General features: G+C 59.0%; 17 protein-coding genes. 1 reads left to right on the top strand and 16 read right to left on the bottom strand.

Going from position 1 to position 17,854, the window contains the following annotated elements; translation table 11 throughout:
* Nucleotides 1–6: 6 nt before the first annotated feature.
* Nucleotides 7–1,800: an excinuclease ABC subunit UvrC gene (uvrC, locus tag ACZ9W6_RS04220; RefSeq protein ID WP_465189840.1), complete on the bottom strand. Its 1,794-nt coding sequence runs from the start codon at nucleotides 1,798–1,800 to the stop codon at nucleotides 7–9.
* Complete coding sequence (locus ACZ9W6_RS04215) at nucleotides 1,800–2,210, bottom strand: DUF4124 domain-containing protein (protein WP_465189839.1); 411 nt, start codon at nucleotides 2,208–2,210, stop codon at nucleotides 1,800–1,802. The genes uvrC and ACZ9W6_RS04215 overlap by 1 nt, the downstream gene beginning before the upstream one ends.
* A 195-nt stretch (nucleotides 2,211–2,405) precedes the next feature.
* Here ACZ9W6_RS04215 and guaB point away from each other — a divergent pair, with 195 nt between their 5' ends.
* Nucleotides 2,406–3,869, top strand: coding sequence for an IMP dehydrogenase (gene guaB, locus ACZ9W6_RS04210; protein WP_465189838.1), 1,464 nt, complete (start codon nucleotides 2,406–2,408; stop codon nucleotides 3,867–3,869).
* A 94-nt stretch (nucleotides 3,870–3,963) separates the two neighbouring features.
* Here the strand turns inward: guaB and ACZ9W6_RS04205 are convergent, their stop codons facing one another.
* The 14 genes from ACZ9W6_RS04205 to rlmB form a co-directional block, all read right to left on the bottom strand.
* The gene (locus ACZ9W6_RS04205) at nucleotides 3,964–5,346 is read right to left on the bottom strand and encodes an EAL and HDOD domain-containing protein (protein ID WP_465189837.1); all 1,383 of its coding nucleotides are present in this window, start codon (nucleotides 5,344–5,346) and stop codon (nucleotides 3,964–3,966) included.
* Between the two features lie 67 nt (nucleotides 5,347–5,413).
* Nucleotides 5,414–6,514 (bottom strand): chorismate synthase, encoded by a 1,101-nt coding sequence (aroC, locus tag ACZ9W6_RS04200; protein ID WP_465189836.1) that lies wholly within the window; start codon nucleotides 6,512–6,514, stop codon nucleotides 5,414–5,416.
* A gap of 55 nt (nucleotides 6,515–6,569) precedes the next feature.
* A complete protein-coding gene (locus ACZ9W6_RS04195) occupies nucleotides 6,570–7,199 on the bottom strand; it encodes a 2OG-Fe(II) oxygenase (protein WP_465189835.1) in 630 nt (209 codons plus the stop codon).
* An 85-nt stretch (nucleotides 7,200–7,284) separates the two neighbouring features.
* Entirely contained in the window at nucleotides 7,285–8,478 is a 1,194-nt protein-coding gene (locus ACZ9W6_RS04190; protein WP_465189834.1) for an EAL domain-containing response regulator, read from the bottom strand.
* 89 nt (nucleotides 8,479–8,567) lie between these two features.
* On the bottom strand, nucleotides 8,568–9,641 hold the full coding sequence (locus ACZ9W6_RS04185) for a protein-glutamate methylesterase/protein-glutamine glutaminase (RefSeq protein WP_465189833.1): 1,074 nt from the start codon (nucleotides 9,639–9,641) through the stop codon (nucleotides 8,568–8,570).
* Nucleotides 9,638–10,174, bottom strand: coding sequence for a chemotaxis protein CheD (locus ACZ9W6_RS04180; protein WP_465189832.1), 537 nt, complete (start codon nucleotides 10,172–10,174; stop codon nucleotides 9,638–9,640). The genes ACZ9W6_RS04185 and ACZ9W6_RS04180 overlap by 4 nt, the downstream gene beginning before the upstream one ends.
* Nucleotides 10,167–10,973: a CheR family methyltransferase gene (locus tag ACZ9W6_RS04175; protein ID WP_465189831.1), complete on the bottom strand. Its 807-nt coding sequence runs from the start codon at nucleotides 10,971–10,973 to the stop codon at nucleotides 10,167–10,169. The genes ACZ9W6_RS04180 and ACZ9W6_RS04175 overlap by 8 nt, the downstream gene beginning before the upstream one ends.
* Nucleotides 10,974–10,995: 22 nt before the next feature.
* Nucleotides 10,996–11,559 carry a chemotaxis protein CheW gene (locus ACZ9W6_RS04170; protein ID WP_465189830.1) on the bottom strand — a complete coding sequence of 188 codons (564 nt, stop codon included), beginning with the start codon at nucleotides 11,557–11,559 and terminating at the stop codon, nucleotides 10,996–10,998.
* A gap of 14 nt (nucleotides 11,560–11,573) precedes the next feature.
* Complete coding sequence (locus tag ACZ9W6_RS04165) at nucleotides 11,574–13,223, bottom strand: methyl-accepting chemotaxis protein (protein WP_465189829.1); 1,650 nt, start codon at nucleotides 13,221–13,223, stop codon at nucleotides 11,574–11,576.
* Between the two features lie 13 nt (nucleotides 13,224–13,236).
* The gene (locus ACZ9W6_RS04160; RefSeq protein ID WP_465189828.1) at nucleotides 13,237–15,369 is read right to left on the bottom strand and encodes a chemotaxis protein CheA; all 2,133 of its coding nucleotides are present in this window, start codon (nucleotides 15,367–15,369) and stop codon (nucleotides 13,237–13,239) included.
* The gene (locus tag ACZ9W6_RS04155) at nucleotides 15,359–15,652 is read right to left on the bottom strand and encodes an STAS domain-containing protein (protein ID WP_465189827.1); all 294 of its coding nucleotides are present in this window, start codon (nucleotides 15,650–15,652) and stop codon (nucleotides 15,359–15,361) included. The genes ACZ9W6_RS04160 and ACZ9W6_RS04155 overlap by 11 nt, the downstream gene beginning before the upstream one ends.
* 13 nt (nucleotides 15,653–15,665) lie before the next feature.
* A complete protein-coding gene (locus ACZ9W6_RS04150) occupies nucleotides 15,666–16,034 on the bottom strand; it encodes a response regulator (protein ID WP_465189826.1) in 369 nt (122 codons plus the stop codon).
* A gap of 12 nt (nucleotides 16,035–16,046) precedes the next feature.
* Nucleotides 16,047–16,943: a hypothetical protein gene (locus ACZ9W6_RS04145; RefSeq protein ID WP_465189825.1), complete on the bottom strand. Its 897-nt coding sequence runs from the start codon at nucleotides 16,941–16,943 to the stop codon at nucleotides 16,047–16,049.
* Between the two features lie 164 nt (nucleotides 16,944–17,107).
* Nucleotides 17,108–17,854, bottom strand: a complete 747-nt coding sequence (gene rlmB, locus ACZ9W6_RS04140) for a 23S rRNA (guanosine(2251)-2'-O)-methyltransferase RlmB (RefSeq protein WP_465189824.1) — start codon at nucleotides 17,852–17,854, stop codon at nucleotides 17,108–17,110.

Below are 17,854 nucleotides of genomic sequence, written 5' to 3'. Positions count from 1 at the left end.
CTGTCTCTAGTGCAAGGCTTGGTAAATCTTCTCGGCCAGGGCGTGGCTGATGCCATCTACCTGGGCCAGATCATCGACACTGGCAGCCACCACGCCGCGCAAACCGCCAAAGCGGGTCAGCAGCCTTTGCCGGCGCGTCGGCCCTACACCGGGGATATCCTCCAGCGAAGAACTGATGCGGGCTTTGGCGCGCCGAGCACGGTGGCCGGTAATCGCGAAGCGGTGGGCCTCGTCGCGTACCGTCTGGATCAGATGCAGGGCGGCGTGATCGCGCGGCAATTGTAGCGTCTTTTGCAGATGCGGGATGATCAACGTTTCCAGCCCCGGTTTGCGCTCCTCGCCCTTGGCCACCCCGACCACCGGAATATCAACGCCGACTTCCTGCAACACCTGCAGCGCCACCCCCACCTGCCCCTTGCCGCCATCAATCAGCAGCACATCGGGCAAGCGGCCATCCTCTGCGGCCAACCTGCTGTAGCGGCGCTCCAGCGCCTCGCGCATGGCGGCATAATCATCGCCCGCCTCGGCGGTGGTGATATTGAAGCGGCGGTATTCGGACGGCTGCATGCCGCCACGGTCGTACACCACACAAGAGGCCACCGTTGCCTCGCCCAGCGTGTGGCTGATGTCAAAGCACTCCAGCCGCGCCACCGGCTCGCCATCCAGCAGCGCTGACAATGCGGCCAACCTCGCCTCCTGGCTGGCGGCGCTTTGCAGACGCTGGCCGATGGCAATCTGCGCATTCTTCTCGGCCATCTCCAGCCAGACGCGGCGTTCGCTGATCGGATTCCCGACAAAAGCCAGCCGTTTTTCGGCCTGTTCGATCAGCAGTTGCTGCAAGGCGGCGCTGATCTCGTGATTGTGAATGATGACGGCCGGCAGACTGCGGCCAAGGTAATGCTGCGACAGGAAGGCCTCCAGGTTGGCCGCAAGATCGTCTTCCGGATTGGACGGGAAATAGCTCTTGTCACCCAGATGACGACCGCCACGTATCATCACCAGATTCACGCACACCACCCCGCCTTCGCTGGCAATGGCCACCACATCGGCGTCCAGCTGGCTGGCATTGCTCGACACGAACTGCTTTTCCTGCACCCGTGACAGGGCCTGGATCTGGTCTCGCAGCTCGGCAGCGCGTTCGAACTCCCAGGCCGCCGATGCCTCTTCCATTCTTTTGCTCAAGACATCGAGCAGCTCATTGTGTTTGCCCTGCAAAAAACTCACGGCACTGCGTACCGCCTCGCGATAGCTGTCCTGAGTGATCTCGCCGGTACAGGGTGCCGAGCAGCGCTTGATCTGATACAGCATGCACGGGCGCGAGCGGTTGGCATACACACTGTCTTCACAGGTACGCAGCCGGAAGACTTTTTGCAGGATCTGGATACTCTCGCGCACCGCATAGCCATTAGGAAACGGCCCGAAATACTGGTTGGGTTTTTTCGGCTCGCCACGAAAATAAGCCAGCTGCGGAAAGTCATGATGCGACAACATCAGATAGGGATATGACTTGTCGTCGCGAAACAGGATGTTGTACTTGGGCACCAGCGCCTTGATCAGATTGTTCTCGAGAATCAGCGCCTCGGCCTCGCTACGCACGACCGTCGTGTCGATGCTGGCGATCTGCCGCACCATCAGCTGGATGCGCGGGCTCAGATCGCTCTTCTGGAAATAGCTGCTGACCCGCCGACGCAAATCGATGGCCTTGCCGACATACAGTACATTGCCGGCGGCATCGAGCATGCGGTAAACCCCGGGCAAGGCCGGTAGCGTCGGCAAGTATGCCTTGGCATCAAAACTCATCAGTCAGTACACCATGTCTTGACGTTATCGCGCGCCGCAGCCATTGCTGCATCGCTGATCTGCTGTTTGGGGTTGGCCGCAGCCTGCTCGAGCCGCGACAGATTCTCTTTGGAAATGCGGCAATTCTCGCGTTTGATGCGCAAGTTCTCGGACTTGACCTTGTCGTTCAACGCCTTGACCTGGCTTTCCAGATCTTTTTCCACCACACCCGAGGCAGTCGGTGCAGCCGGTTTTACTGCTGGTTGGCTGCCTGCACGGACATCCAGCTTTTTGGCATTACCGCCCGGCGGTGGCTGGTCGGAAAAAACGGTCTTGCCGTTGGCGTCGACCCAGCGGTAGACCTGCGCCGCCATGGAAGGCAAGGCCAGCGCGGCCAACATCAGGCACAGCAATGCGTTCTTGACAGTCATGATCACCCTTATCGCCCTATTGCTTTCAGCCTCTGATTCTATCCCGTTACACGGGGCCGCGCGATGCGAAATGGCTGAGGCATGACCACCCCTTTCTGTTGTGATCTTCACACAGGCGCCTACACATCATCTTGTGTTTTTGCCATGATCGCGCGGTATCGGTATAATGCGTTTTTGCCGCCTAAGGAAAGCAAGATGCGCATCATCGAGAAGGCCTATACTTTCGACGACGTTCTGCTCGTGCCGGCCCACTCCGCCGTTCTGCCACGTGACGTTGTTCTCGCTACCCGCCTCACCCGCAACATCAGCCTTAACCTCCCCCTGATTTCCGCTGCCATGGATACCGTAACCGAATCTCGTCTGGCGATTGCCATGGCGCAGGAAGGTGGTATCGGCATCGTTCACAAGAACCTGTCCGTTGAAAAGCAGGCTCTGGAAGTCGCCAAGGTCAAGCGCTATGAAAGCGGCGTGGTAAAAGATCCGATCACCATCGCACCGGACATGCTGGTTCGCGATGTGCATCAGCTGACCCGCATGCACAAGATTTCCGGCCTGCCTGTCGTGGAAAACGGCAAGGTTGTCGGCATTGTGACCAACCGTGACCTGCGTTTCGAAACCCGCCTCGACCAGCCGGTTGCCAGCATCATGACGCCGCGCGACAAGCTGATCACCGTCAAGGAAGGTGCCAGCATCGATGAAGCGCGCGAACTGATGCACCAGCATCGCCTCGAGCGCGTGCTGGTTATCAATGACGCCTTCGAACTGAAGGGCCTGATCACCGTCAAGGACATCGTCAAGACCAGCGAACACCCGAACGCCAACAAGGACAGCCAGGGCCGTCTGCGTGTCGGCGCAGCCGTTGGCGCCGGTGGCGACACCGAAGCTCGCGTCAAGGCACTGGTTGCTGCCGGTGTGGACGTGATCATCGTTGACACCGCCCACGGCCACAGCCAGGGCGTGATTGACCGCGTGAAGTGGGTAAAAGACAACTTCCCGCAGGTTGACGTGATTGGCGGCAATATCGCCACCGCCGATGCTGCCCGTGCACTGGTTGCCGTTGGCGCGGATGGCGTGAAGGTCGGTATCGGCCCGGGTTCGATCTGCACCACCCGTATCGTGGCTGGCGTAGGCGTACCACAGCTGACTGCGATCCACAATGTTTCCGAAGCACTGAAAGGCACTGGCGTGCCGATGATTGCTGACGGTGGCATCCGCTTCTCCGGCGATATCGCCAAGGCACTGGCTGCCGGCGGCAACGCCGTGATGCTGGGCGGCATGTTTGCCGGTACCGAAGAGGCTCCGGGCGAAGTCGAGCTGTATCAGGGCCGCTCCTACAAGTCCTACCGCGGCATGGGTAGCCTGGGCGCGATGAGCCAGGGCTCCGCTGACCGCTACTTCCAGGACAGCACCAACGCTGCCGACAAGTTCGTACCGGAAGGTATCGAAGGCCGCGTGGCATACAAGGGCCCGATCGCCCAGGTCATTCACCAGCTGGTGGGCGGTCTGCGTTCTTCCATGGGCTACCTCGGCTGCCGCACCATTGATGAAATGCACGAAAAAGCCAATTTCGTGGAAATCACCTCGGCCGGCATGCGCGAATCGCACGTCCATGATGTGCAGATCACCAAGGAAGCGCCGAACTACCACGTTGCCGGCTAAGCCATCCAAGGTTGGCCGCAAACAAAACACCCCGCCTCAGCGGGGTGTTTTGCTGTCTGCCACTCGAAGACTGACAAGTGGCAACGATACCGTCTCAGGCTTCCGACTGCGACATCATCTGCTGCGCCCAGACCATGGCATCGATATGCGCGCGGTTAACTTCGCCCAGCTCCAGCTTCAGCACATCGGCGAGTGAGGTCACACGATCCGCATTATCCTGCTCGGCCGAAATCGCCAGAGCCAGATACGGCGCAAACATGCCACGCTGGTTTTGCAAGGCATCCGTCACCGGCGGCGGCAACTCCATCGGCGCCAGTGCCTTGTGCATTTCGATCTGCATCAGCGAATCCAGCAAGGAAAACATGCCGGTCAGGAACAGGTGCTCGCACTCCAGCTTGTTATTGCCACCCAGCTTGCCCAAGGACTCCATAAAGCGTGCGCGGAACAGCGAGCGCTCCAGCAGGCCTACCGAGCGGCCGTCATCCTTGCGTGAGGTAAACAGCAGCAGTGTCAGCCACTTGAACAGCGACTCGCGCCCCAGCAGCATCAGCGACTCTTCAATCGACATCACCTTGCGCGACAGGCCATTCACCGGCGAGTTGATAAAGCGCAGCAGCTTGAACAACAGCAGCGAATCCAGCTTGAACTGGGCATCGATCTCTTTGGTTTCCGCCCCGGCTCGCAGCAGGCGCATGATTTCCATCACACGCATCTGGCTGGCATCGGCCTTGCTGCCCGGCGTCTCGCGGAAAGCTACCAGATAAGGCCCCTGGAACAGCGCAAAACGCTTGGCCGCGCCCGGTGTCTTGATGCAGACGTCAAAGTCTTCGGCCGAATTGATATTGCGCGCATACCAGCGTGCCGCCGGATAACGCGCCAGCATCTGATCCATGAAGGGTGCTAGCACCTTGTCTGCAGTGCTGTTGAAGTCGAGAATCAGCAACTCCATGCGAGACAGCAGTTCATCCTGCAACTGCACCGGCAGCACGCGACGGTCGAACTGGGCGGGTTCCAGTGCAAAACGCGTGCCGTTGGCGCGCAGCGCATCGATCTTGGCCAACGTGTCTTCCGTAACCGGATCGTCAATCGCCGGATTCAGCACGAGGTAAACCGAATCTGCCGGAAAGTCCAGCAAGGCCTTGTCGTCCAGCGAAACCGTCGAAATATGCACCATCGCCTTGCGCGTCGACAGCAGACGGAACACATCCATATTCACCAGCGTGGTGGTCATCAGCTTGTCGAATTGCAACCAGTGCCCGGCCGGAGATTCACGACGCTTGGCCGCATCACGCACCATGAATTCGTAAGCGACCACGCGTTGCTGCAGATCATGAACCGGCTGATGCGTGACAAACCCGAGGGTATGGGGCAAGTTGGCAAAGTCATCACGCTTGCTCTCGCCCTTGTCGACCGATTGTGCCTCTTCCTTCGGGGCGGTATTACTCTTGCCCAGACCACCAAACAGATTCTTGAACATCTTGCCCCCGTACCACCACCAGGCAAGCAAACCGCACCCGGTGGCACTGTCATCTCTAAAATAAACTTTAGCCTATACGGCCCGGAATACGTGGCGTGTCGACATGGACATCGCCGCACTGTGCGCGATGGCGCAAGGCATGATCAATCAGCACCAGCGCCAGCATGGCCTCGGCAATCGGCGTCGCCCGGATGCCGACACAAGGATCGTGCCGACCGTGGGTTTCCATCATGATTGCTTCGCCGGCCTTATTGATAGAGCGACGGGATTGGGCAATAGATGAAGTCGGCTTGATCGCAATCGACACTTCGATGTCCTGACCGGTCGAAATCCCGCCCAGAATCCCGCCGGCGTGATTGCTGGCAAATCCTTCCGGTGTCAGCTCGTCGCTGTGCACACTGCCACGCTGGGCAACGCTGGCAAAACCGGCACCGATTTCCACGCCCTTCACTGCATTGATATTCATCATTGCGTAGGCGATATCGGCATCGAGACGGTCGTAAACCGGCTCGCCCCAACCTACCGGCACATTCTCGGCGACCACGCGCAGGCGTGCACCCACCGAGTCAAGACTCTTGCGCACGCTGTCCATATAGGCTTCCAGCTCGTCAACCTTGCTGTCATCCGCGGCAAAAAACGGGTTGTGGCCAACGTGCTCCCAGCTATTGAACGGAATCTCGACTTCGCCGATCTGTGTCATATGGCCACGAATCACGATGCCAAACTTCTCGCTCAACCATTTCTTGGCGATGGCACCGGCAGCAACGCGCACCGCTGTCTCGCGCGCGGATGAGCGGCCACCGCCACGCGGATCGCGAATGCCGTATTTATGCCAGTAAGTGTAATCGGCATGGCCCGGACGGAAGGTATCGGCAATATTGCCGTAATCCTTGCTGCGCTGGTCGGTATTGCGGATCAGCAAGGCAATCGGCGTGCCGGTAGTCTTGCCTTCATAAACACCGGACAAGATCTCCACGGTATCCGGCTCGCGACGCTGGGTGACATGGCGGCTGGTACCCGGCTTGCGTCTGTCCAGCTCCAGCTGGATATCTGCCTCGCTCAGCGCCAGTCCCGGCGGGCAACCATCCACAATGCAACCGATTCCGGGACCATGGCTTTCGCCGAATGACGTTACCGAAAACAGCAAACCCATGCTATTGCCTGACATCTCTTCGTCCTTGTGCTCTTTTTTGATGGCACTGATTCTAGCATGCCTGTTGCAACTACCACTTCACCGCGCCGTTCTGGCGGCGATACCAGCCGGTTACCGACAAACGTTGCTGTCGCGCCGGCAAAACCTCGTGCCAGAAGCGGTCTGACAGGAACAACACCAGCGTACCGGCCTCCGGTTCGACATCGACAAACTGCTGGCAATCGTCATCCAGATAAAGCCGGATCTGGCCACCCGCATCATGCGGCCAACCTTCATTCAGATAGAAGACCGTCGTCAGGGTGCGCGCATCATCGTCCTGAAAGCGGTCGAGATGCTTCTTGTAGAACGCACCTTCGGGATAAACGGCGAAATGTGCCTCCAGCTCGACAAGGCCAAGGTAAAGCCCGCGATTGACCGCCAGCATCACCTCATTCATCGTCGCCAGGTAATTCTTCACACCGACAGAATCCTGCACCTGATCCAGCCACAACACAGAGTCGGACCGGATCTCGCTGCGACGAGCCTGCCCGTCGGCCCGACCAGTCGCCGCCTCATGAAACAGGCCGCGCTCCCAGACCTGCAGGCATTCGTCGCGCAAGCCGCGCACAATATCAGGGTGAATGGCATGGGGAATCACGACCCAGCCCTTGTCTGCCAAGGCATCCAGCACCGGATCGAGTTCAAATTGAAGATGTGTCATAGCAAAAAATAAACAGCCGAGAGGCGGCTGTTTTACCATACAAAATGCACATTCATCTGTAGTGCATCAAAAAATCACCGATTTGTCAGCCCGGTGGATTTTCTTGCGGCCGTCGCTGCCTGACCCAGCTTTCGAAGGCGGCCGACGGCATCGGCTTGGCATAATAATAACCCTGCCCCAGCAGACAACCCCGCTCCTCCAGACACAGGCCGTCCACGTCGGTTTCGATGCCCTCGGCAACCGTGGTCAGATTCATGCGATCCGCCAATTCGATCACGCTATGCACCACATTCTGCAAGTGGGGTTTGCTGCTGATCGACTTGACCAGCGACTGATCTATCTTCAATTCGGTAAACGGAAAACGCACCAGCTGTTGCATGGTGGCAAAGCCGGTACCGAAGTCATCAATCGACAGGCCAAAACCTGCCAGACGCAATCTGGCCGCCACCCCCATTGCCTCGGCCAGATTCTCGGCAACCGCTGTCTCGGTAATTTCAAAGATGATGAAGCGCGGCGGCACCTTGCTGCTGCTGACCTGATGTTCGATCTGCGGCACCAGCGCGGCAGAGGACAGTGACAAGGCCGAGAGATTGATGGACATCGGCAAACGCAAGCCCTTGCGTGCCCAGCTTTGCCATTGCAGCAAGGCCTGATCGAGAATCTGCAGGGTCAGCTCGGTACTCCAGCCGCAGGACTCGATCACCGGAATGAAACTCGCCGGCGACACCACTTGGTCGCCTTGCGGCCAACGTGCCAGCAGTTCTGCACCTTTCAGCAACTGCCCCTGCAATGTCACCTTGGGCTGAAAATACGGCACGATGGACTTGTTATGCAAAGCCAGCCTGACATCACTATCCGAGCACAATGCCTGCTGCTTTTCGTCACCGACCCCGCTGTAAATCCGCGAAACCAGATCGCTCAGATCGCCCAGCTGAATAGGCTTGCGCAGCGCCCCCAGAACCGGCAGGCCGAGCTCCCGCCCCATCAGCTCGACAGTCGACAGCAACATCATGTCCTTGGCCGAGGCAACGACCACCGGCGTCACCAGCGATTCGGCAGCCATGCGCTGCAACACCTGCACACCATCTAGCTGCGGCATTTCCAGATCCAGCAACACCAGCGATGGCAGGCGCTCATGCATCTGGCGAAGTGCATCCTCGCCATGCCAGGCAATGCGTGTGCTCTTGGCCCCCAGCTGCTGGCACAGATCCTCCAGAAACTGCGTGTGTGTCTTGCTGTCGTCAACGATCAGCACATCATCTAGCGTTTGTCTGGTCATGATCAGCTTTAAATCAAATCTAGTTACCTGATTGCCGTATCGATTAAATGCAATATCAACCGCCCCTCAGTAACGATAGCAGCAGAAACTCAATATTTCGCGATCAAACTTGCAATCTTGCCCAGGCTGACGATCTCGTTCACCCCGCCCAGGCGCACCGCCTCCTTGGGCATGCCATAGACGACACAGCTATCTTCGTCCTGTGCCAGGGTGTAGGCTCCACTATCAAACAACTCGCGCATGCCTCTGGCGCCATCATCACCCATGCCTGTCATGATGATGGCCAGCGCATTCTTGCCCGCACACTTGGCGGCCGAGCGGAACAACACATCAACCGAAGGCTTGTGCCGGCTGACAGGCGGGCCATCCATGATTTCCACATGGTAAAAAGTGTTGCTGCGCCTGATCACCATATGCTTGCCACCGGGTGCAATCAGCGCGCGGCCCGGCATCACCTTGTCGCCCTGTGCTGCCTCCTTGACCTCGATAGCTGACAAGCGATTAAGCCGATCGGCAAATGAGGCCGTAAAGCGCTCGGGCATATGCTGGACAATCGCCAGCCCCGGGCAGTTGCGAGGCAAGGCCGTCAACACCTCTTCCAGGGCCTGGGTACCGCCGGTTGATGTCCCTACCACCACAATTCTCTCGGTGGCACGAATCATCTCGTTACCGGTGGGCGCTGCCAACACGGCATCTGCGCTGAGTTTGGCTGGCGGCATACCAGGCGGGCTCGCCGGCGTAATACTGGAACGGACACGAGCCATACGCGCCTGCGCTGCAGCCCTGACCGCATTGACAAGCAGGTCGCCATTCCCCTGCAAAAAGGCCTTCAGCCCCCCGGTCGGCTTCGGGATCACCTCGACGGCCCCTGCGGCCAAGGCCACCATGGCCATCTCCGAACCGCGCTGGGTCAGCGAGGAACAAATCACCACCGGCGTGGGACGGGTAGCCATGATTTGCCGCAAGAAGGTAATGCCATCCATGCGTGGCATTTCGATATCCAGCACCAGTACATCCGGCCACTGCAGCTTCATCCGCTCCATGGCCATCACCGGGTCATTGGCGACCGCGATAACCGACATGCCAGTCGGAGCCGTCAGCAGCTCGGTCATGACCTGCCGCACCACGGCAGAGTCATCCACAATCATGACTTTGATCGTCATCGCATTTCCCTCTTTGCCAACCCAGCAGCACTCGCCAGCGCATCGCGCTCACTGTTCTGTCGAACCCAGACATCGCCGCTAGCCAGATCAAACACCACCAGTCGTGCGCTATTGCCGCCCAGATCTTCTGCCAGCACATTCAGCCCCAGCTGCCGCGCCAGCCGTCGGGCAGCTGCAACGTTCTCCGCTGGTACATCCATGAGCTGCATCTCGCGCTCCAGAGAAGACAAGACCGAAGCACCGCCCACCAGCTTGACCTGAAACTCGCGGATGGCGCAGCCGTATCGCAGCAGACTCTGCAGCAACAGCAATACGGCCTCATCGGCATATCGTCCGGACAGCACACCCGGCAATTCATGGCTTTTCCGTTGTGCCAGCATGTAATGACACATGCCGCCGATACGCATTTTCGGATGCCACATAGCGACAGATACGCATGAGCCCAGCAGGGTTCTGATCCTGACTTCTTCGTCCCCGACGTACCACTCCCCGGGGCGCAGGAAAACCTCGAAACCATGCCTGGCGTCATTCATGATTCTTACGATAAACCCCCGGTTTCAGCAGCTTCAGCGGCAAGCCCAGGCCATGCAGGCTTTCCGAGTGGCTGACCAGCAAAAAACCGCCCTCGTGAATATGCTGCAGCACCCTGCCGATAATGCTGATCTTGCTTTCGGTATCAAAATAAATCAGCACATTGCGCAGAAACACCAAGTCGAAATGGCCGATGGGCGGCAGATGCTGATCAAGATTGATGCGATCAAAACATACCCGTGCACGCAATTGCCGGTTAACCAGAAAGGTGCCGGTGTACTCCCTCACACCTTTCAGGCAAAAGCGGTGCAGATAATCGCGCGGCAAGCCCTCGATACGCGCCATCTGATAGTGTCCGGAACGCGCCTTGTCCAGCGAGGCCTGACTGATATCAGACCCCATCACCTGCCAATTGCCTTCATACCCCAGCTTGTCGGCCAGCAACATGGCCAGGCTCCATACCTCTTCGCCACTGGCACAGGCGGCACTCCAGATCCGCAAAGGCTGTGCTGATCTGGGCCGTGAGCCCAGCCAGTCGGACAACCATTCGAAATGACGCGGCTCGCGAAAGAAAAAGGTCTCGTGCGTTGTCAGCAAATCGATTGCGGCCAACCTTTCCTGCTCTTCCTCGGGCTGCTGCAACAGGCGGAAATAAGCTTCGAAACTGGCTATCTTCCTGAGACTCAGGCGCTTGAGCAGCCGCTGATGCACCAGCGTTTTCTTGCTATCCGGAAAGTGAACGCCGGTCTGTTCCTTCATCCAGACCCGGATACGGTAAAACATCGCATCAGAAAGCTGCATGCCACCCCCGGTCGGTCCAATCTCAGTCCTGCATTACCGCATCCGCCGCTTCGCCGGCCGGCATTTCCTGCAAACTGCCAAGCGCCACCATTTCCTCGACCGACAACACCCGGTCGATCTCGAGCAGAATCACAAAGCGGCTATCTATCTTGGCCATGCCCGAGATGAAATCCACCCGGATCCGGCTGCCAAACTGGGGGGGCGGCTCGACATCGGCAGGACGAATGGCCAGCACCTCGTTGACCTGATCCACCACGATGCCGATAAACTGCGGCAACTCCTCGTCATGCAGCTCGATGATGACCACACAGCTGCGCCGATTGATGACGGTTTCTGCCTGAGCAAACCTGACCGCCAGATCTATCACCGGCACGACCGTGCCACGCAGATTCATGACCCCGCGAATAAAGGACGGCATCAGCGGCACCAGCGTCGGCTGGCTGTACTCGAGAATTTCCTTGATGGCAAGAATCCTGACGGCAAAGGTTTCGCCGTGCAGCTGGAAAGTCAGATACTGCATGGCATCTTCCAGCACCTCATCCTGCAGCTTGGCATCCTTCTGTCGTCGTAACACTAGCGCGCCCATTTTTCGCCTCCCGCTCAAAATCTGACGAAATCGTCTTCATCCAGACCATCGGCAATCGGCTTGTGCTTGATTGCCCGCCCGTTAAAGCGCCCCGGCGCAGCATGCACAGGCAGACGGCGCTCGCGCTGGCTGCCTTCCAGATGGAAAAAGGCAATCAGGTCTTGCAGGTTTTCCGCCTGACTGCTCATCTCTTCGGCGGTGGATGCCAGCTCCTCGCTGGTTGATGCATTCAGTTGCGTGGTATTGCTGATTTGCTGGATGGCCATATTGACCTGGGCCACGCCATCGGACTGCTCGCTTGAGGCGGCGGCGATTTCCTGCACCAGGTCGGAGGTCTGCGAGCTGGTGCGCACGATTTCCTGCAACAAGCTGCCCGCACGCTCGGCCAGTGACACGCTGTTACTGGCTACATCGCCGATTTCCTGGGCGGCAATCTGGCTGCGCTCGGCCAGCTTGCGCACCTCGGCCGCCACAACCGCAAAGCCCTTGCCGTGCTCGCCAGCGCGCGCTGCCTCGATGGCAGCATTCAGAGCCAGCAGATTGGTCTGATAGGCGATGTCATCAACAATGCTGATCTTGTCGGCGATCTGCCGCATGGCCATCGCCGTCTGGCGCACCGCCTCGCCGCCCTCGGCCGCCTCCATCGCCGCCTTGGTTGCAATATTCTCGGTCACGCGGGCATTGCCGCGTGCCTGATCGATAGAGGCTGACATTTCCTCGACGCTGGCCGACGTCTCTTCAACGCTGGCCGCAGTCTCGCTGGCTGTTTGCGACAGCGACTGCGAGGTCGCACTGACCTGCTGGGCAGCTGAAGACAGATTGTCCGCACTGCTGCGCACCTCGGTAATCAGACCGCGCAAGCGCTCAACCGTCTGGCTGATGGCAGCGGCCAGGCTGGTCTCGTCGCCACGCCGCACAGGGATGCGTATCATCAGATTGCCTGCGGCCAACTCACGCATCAGGTCGGCAACAACATGCGGATCACTGCCCAGTGCCTTGAGGATGTTGCGAATGATCAGCACAGCCAACATTGTCGCGACAAGCAGTGCCAATGCAGCGACCACCAGAATCAGCAGCAGCGAATTCTGGTAAGTTTCCTCTGCGGAAAGTGCAGCCTCCTGATTCAACTTCTGCTCCAGCTCGACCAGCTGCTCAATATTGCGTCCCAGAATATCTCCGGCCGGGCTGGCCTGCTGAAACATCACCTGGGCGGCCTCATCATTGCTGTTAACCAGCGCCAGCTCTGTAACACGATCAATTGCTGAAAATGTCGGGGCACTCTGTGCCTGAATCAGCGCGAGCAGCTCGGCCTCTTTTGGTGTCATCCTGTCACGGTAACGATCAAACAGACTGGTCAGTCGGCTCAGGCTTTCCATATATTCCGCTCGGGCCTTGTCAAGCTTGAGCTTGGAATTCCGCATGCCCTGCTCGTCATGAAAAATAATCACCTCACGATAGCGAATGCGCGCCTCTTTCAGCTGGTTCATCAGCAACACGGACTCGATCAATTGCGCGTTGTTGATATCAACAATATCCATGATCGCGACATGAATACGGTTAAAACCCGCCACCGCAAAAGCAACCAGCAATACCATCAGGCTGACAACCGCTGCAAAACTCAGCCCCAGCCGCATCGCCACCGTCATTTTCTTTCCGGTTTCCATGTTTTCTCCCCGTTCATGATTCGTTTCGTGACACGCCCAAGCCGGGCAAGGCTCTGGAAATGGCATTTTCTTGCTCGACCGCATGCCGTATCAGGGCTGGTACATCCAGAATCAGCGCCACCTCGCCCGAGCCGAGAATGGTGGAGCCGCTGATTGCCCGCAGCTTGCGAAACAGCGCACCAAGCGGCTTGATCACCGTCTGGAACTCGCCATGCAACTCATCCACCAGCAAACCGGCCTTGCGCTCGCCATAGCGCACCACCACGACGTTCTGCCGTTTGCCCGGCGGGAAATCCAGCTCGAGAAAGCGGTTAAGATCCAGCAAGGGCAAGGCCTCACCGCGCAGATTCAGACAGTTGTGCGCCTGCCCCGGACGGGCCGCTGCCGGTAGCTCGATACATTCGATCACGGCATCAAGCGGGATGATGAAAGTGGCGCTGCCGATGCCCACCTGAAAGCCGTCGATAATGGCCAGCGTCAGCGGCAGATGGATACGGAACGTAGTGCCTTCGCCCGGCTCGACATCGATTTCGATCGAGCCACGCATTTGTTCGATGGCTTTCCGGACCACGTCCATGCCGACCCCGCGCCCGGAAATGCTGGTTACCTGCTCTGCCGTCGAAAAACCCGCCTCGAAAACCAGCCGGTAGATATCTCGGTCATTCAGCAGGCTGTCTTCGCTGACCAGTCCATTGGCTATCGCCTTGGCCAGGATGGCTTCGCGATTCAGGCCACCGCCATCATCCGCCACTTCGATCACCACACTGCCGGCCTCGTGATAAGCATTCAGCCAGATGCGGCCGGTCTCCGGCTTACCTGAGGCCAACCTTTTGCCGGCGCTTTCGATACCATGATCAATCGCATTGCGAACCAGATGCATCAGCGGGTCGGACAGTTTGTCCACCATGGATTTGTCCAGCTCGGTATCGGCCCCGGACACCTGCAGCGAAATGCTCTTGCCCAGCTCTCGCGAGATGTCGCGCACAACCCGTGGAAAGCGGCCGAATGTCTCGCCAATCTGCACCATGCGCATCGACAGGGTGCCGGCCCGGATCTGCTCGACCAGCCCGGCAATCGCCACGGTTGACTCGACCAGCGCAGACTGTCCTGAACGCCGGGCCAGCAGGTTGGCCGCAGCACCGGCAATCACCAGCTCGCCCACCAGATTGATCAGCGTATCCAGCTTGCCGGCCTCGACCTTGATGAATTTGCTCTCGACACTCTTGCCCTGGCGTGGCTCTGCAGGGTTTTTCTCGCTATTACCGCTGCTGGCTTCGACCGCCGGTGCAATGGCCTCCGGCACGACAAGCTCGGTACTCTCGTGCCCGGTGGCGATGCCCATCTGCTGCCATGCCGCAATCACCTGCTGCTGCTCGCCCTCATCACCGTACTGCAGCAGTCGCTCGAACTGCCCGGCAAGCTCCCCAAGTGGCAAGATCACTATCTGGCTACCGTCCTGGACAAACTCGAACGTGTCGTGCAAAGCCTGCTCGGGGCCATCAAAGCGGTAACACAATTCAAAACGCAGGTAGTTGGTCTCCGGGTCAAATGCCTCAGCGGATGGCAGTCGGCTGCTGATCAGCCGGATCTGCAGGATGCGGCCCTGAACGGCCAGATAACGCAGGAAGGCACTCGGATCCATGCCGTTGCGCAAGACATCGTCACCAAAACGCAGCGACAAGGCCCAATCAGGCGCGAGGGAAGCCGCCGGCACGTCAGACAGCACCTCACCTACAGGCTCTGGCGGTGCGACCACAGCCAGGCTGGCACCTTGCCAGGCCTGCAGTTCGGCAAACAATGGCGGCTCGGCCATGTCGGCCAGCGCAGCCGCATCATCCAGCTGCCCCAGCATGGCCTTGACATGGTCATGACAGCGCAACAGCAGGCCGGAGAGTTCGTCATCGTATGGCCGCTCGCCGGAACGGACCATATCGACCACGTTCTCCGCCTCGTGACTGAAATGCACGATGGCATCCAGCCCGAACAGCCCGGCCGAACCCTTTATAGTATGCATGGCGCGAAACAGCGCGTTGACTTGCTCGGCATCTATTTCGCTGGCCTCGACCTGCAGCAGGATGCTCTCCATCTCGGCCAGCAGCTCGCGCGACTCTTCCTTGAAGGTCTGCATGGCGATATCAAGATTCATCTGTGCCTCCTGCCATCGCGGCCTGCAATAACAAGCTGGCACCGGTCAGATCCAGCATCTCCCTCACCGCAGGAGATACATTGCTCAGCAGCATGCTCTTGCCAGCCTGCCGGGCCTCGGCCTGCAGCCACAGCATGATCTGCAAGGCCGAGCTATCCATTTCGATAACCTGGCCACAGTCCAGCACCATTACATCGGCGCTTTGCAACAGCTCGAGACAACGCTGATGCAGCAAGGCGGCCTGATAGATCGTGCATTCGGCGTCCAGCGTCAGTTTGCTCATGGACAAGCCCGCCTCAGGGAAGAATCAACCGGGAAATGGCATCCAGCAGCACCGGCGGCTGGAAAGGCTTGACGACCCAGGCCTTGGCCCCGGCCTCTTGTCCGGCCTTTTTCTTGGCCTCGCTGCTCTCGGTAGTCAGCATGATCACCGGCGTAAAGCGGTAGGACGGCAGCTGCTTGAGCGCCCGGACAAAGCTGATGCCATCCATCACCGGCATGTTTACATCCGAGACAATCAGGTGAACTTTCCTGCCATCCAGCTGCGCCAATCCTTCCTGGCCATTGGCAGCATCAATGACCTCGTAACCCGCACCTTGCAAGGTGATCTTGACGACCTGCCGCAAGGAAGCGGAGTCGTCGACAATCAGGATGGTTTTGGGCATAGGCCCCCCGGTTCAAAAATAGGTGATGTCATCATCGTGGCGGCCCGGCTTAATATTTGTCGACACCATTGCCATGGCACGCTGCTCATCAGTGGTATAGCTCGCCCGGAAGCGGGAAAGCCAGTTTTCCAGCTCTTCGGCATTCATTCCGGCTGGGTGATCTTGCAGAAAATCCTGCAGGGCCTGCTGATCCTGGGCCACCTGGGCGATGATCTGGCTGACACGGTCTTCCGCCTGCAGCTCGACCAATGCCTGCTGCAAGGCGGCAGAGGCTTGCTGCAATGTATTGAAAAAGGGTTGCGGCCAACCTTCATCCGGCTGGCTGATCGCGGCTTGCAGCGGCAGCAAGGATTGCCTGGCGTGGCGGGCATCCTGCTGCAGCCGGCAGGCGAGGCCATGCAGCTCCCCAAGCCATCCCTGCCGCTGATCCTCCGACACCAGCACGGCACCTCGGCTACACAAAACTTCGAGCTGGGACGCCGACTCGGCCAGACGGGCCAGGTGTACACCAACGCGACTGACCGGCTCGTCCACCGCCTTGTTCTGGATGGAGTGCAGCAAGGTGTGAATCACCATCAGATGCTGACCCAGCTGCCGGCCGGCGTGCTCGCTGTGCAAGACAGCCAGTGACAGATTCTCCCGCCACAAGGGCAGTATGCTGGCGAGCCAGTCCGCATGGCTCATGGGCGGTTTGACCGCGACAAGAGGTGCTGCCGGTGAGGGGGGCTGACATGCGCGCCTGACCAGCATCAGGCAAAGGCCAAAGGCCAGCGCCGACAGCAGGCTCTGCAACAGCAGCAGCCAGAGCGGAACGCCCGCAAAAAAACAGCCCAGCAACAGTGGCAACATCAACAATAGCGCCAGCACCAGCCAGACCAGTTTGCCGCAATGGATTTTTGCCGACACCATGCCCCCCAGTGAGTCCCGCCTCAGCCCGAGCATTTGCCAACATCATCACTCTGGCATGCCACAGGTGCTAATCCGCTATAGCTGTCGTGGAAGCACTTTTCAATCAGTACAAATTGAAAAAGCCTCCCCGATTACGGGGAGGCTTTTGCAAACTGCCAGCAGGATCAGCCCTGCTTCATCTGGCGCTGACGGCGGCTCTCGGACAAGACCATGCCGGAAGACACCGACACATTGAGGCTTTCGACCGTGCCGAACATCGGGATCGACACCAGCACATCGCAGTGCTCGCGCGTCAGGCGGCGCATGCCCTCGCCTTCGGCACCCATCACCCAGGCCAGCGGGCCGCTGGCATCAAAGTGATACAGATCGCTATCGGCTTCCATGGTGGTGCCGGCAATCCACACCCCGGCGTCTTTCAGATCACGCAGGGTGCGCGACAGATTGGTGACGGTGATGTAAGGCACGACTTCGGCCGCGCCGCAGGCGACTTTGGACACGGTCGCGTTCAGTGTGGCCGAACGGTCTTTTGGTGCAATCACCGCATGCGCGCCCATGGCATCCGCCACGCGCAGGCAGGCACCAAGGTTATGCGGGTCGGTCACGCCATCCAGAATCAGCAACAGCGGCGGTTCGGCCAGGTTTTCCAGCACATCATCCAGCGTGACGAAGTTCTGGTTGGCATCAATCACTGCCACCACGCCCTGATGACGCGCATTGCCGGTCATGCTGTCCAGACGCGCCTTGTCGACAATGTGTGCCTTCACCTGCTCGCTGCCGGCCTTTTCCAGCACAGCCTGCGCACGCGCATCCTGACGGCCGCCAGCCAGAAAGACTTCCAGCACGGATTTCGGGTTTTGCCACAGCCGGGCATTCACGGCGTGAAAACCGTGGATCATTTTCTTGTTGCTCAT

The organism is Vogesella lacus, assembly GCF_979366295.1.
The sequence above is the reverse complement of the archived record's forward strand: the minus strand, read 5'-3'. Positions and strand labels throughout refer to the sequence as shown.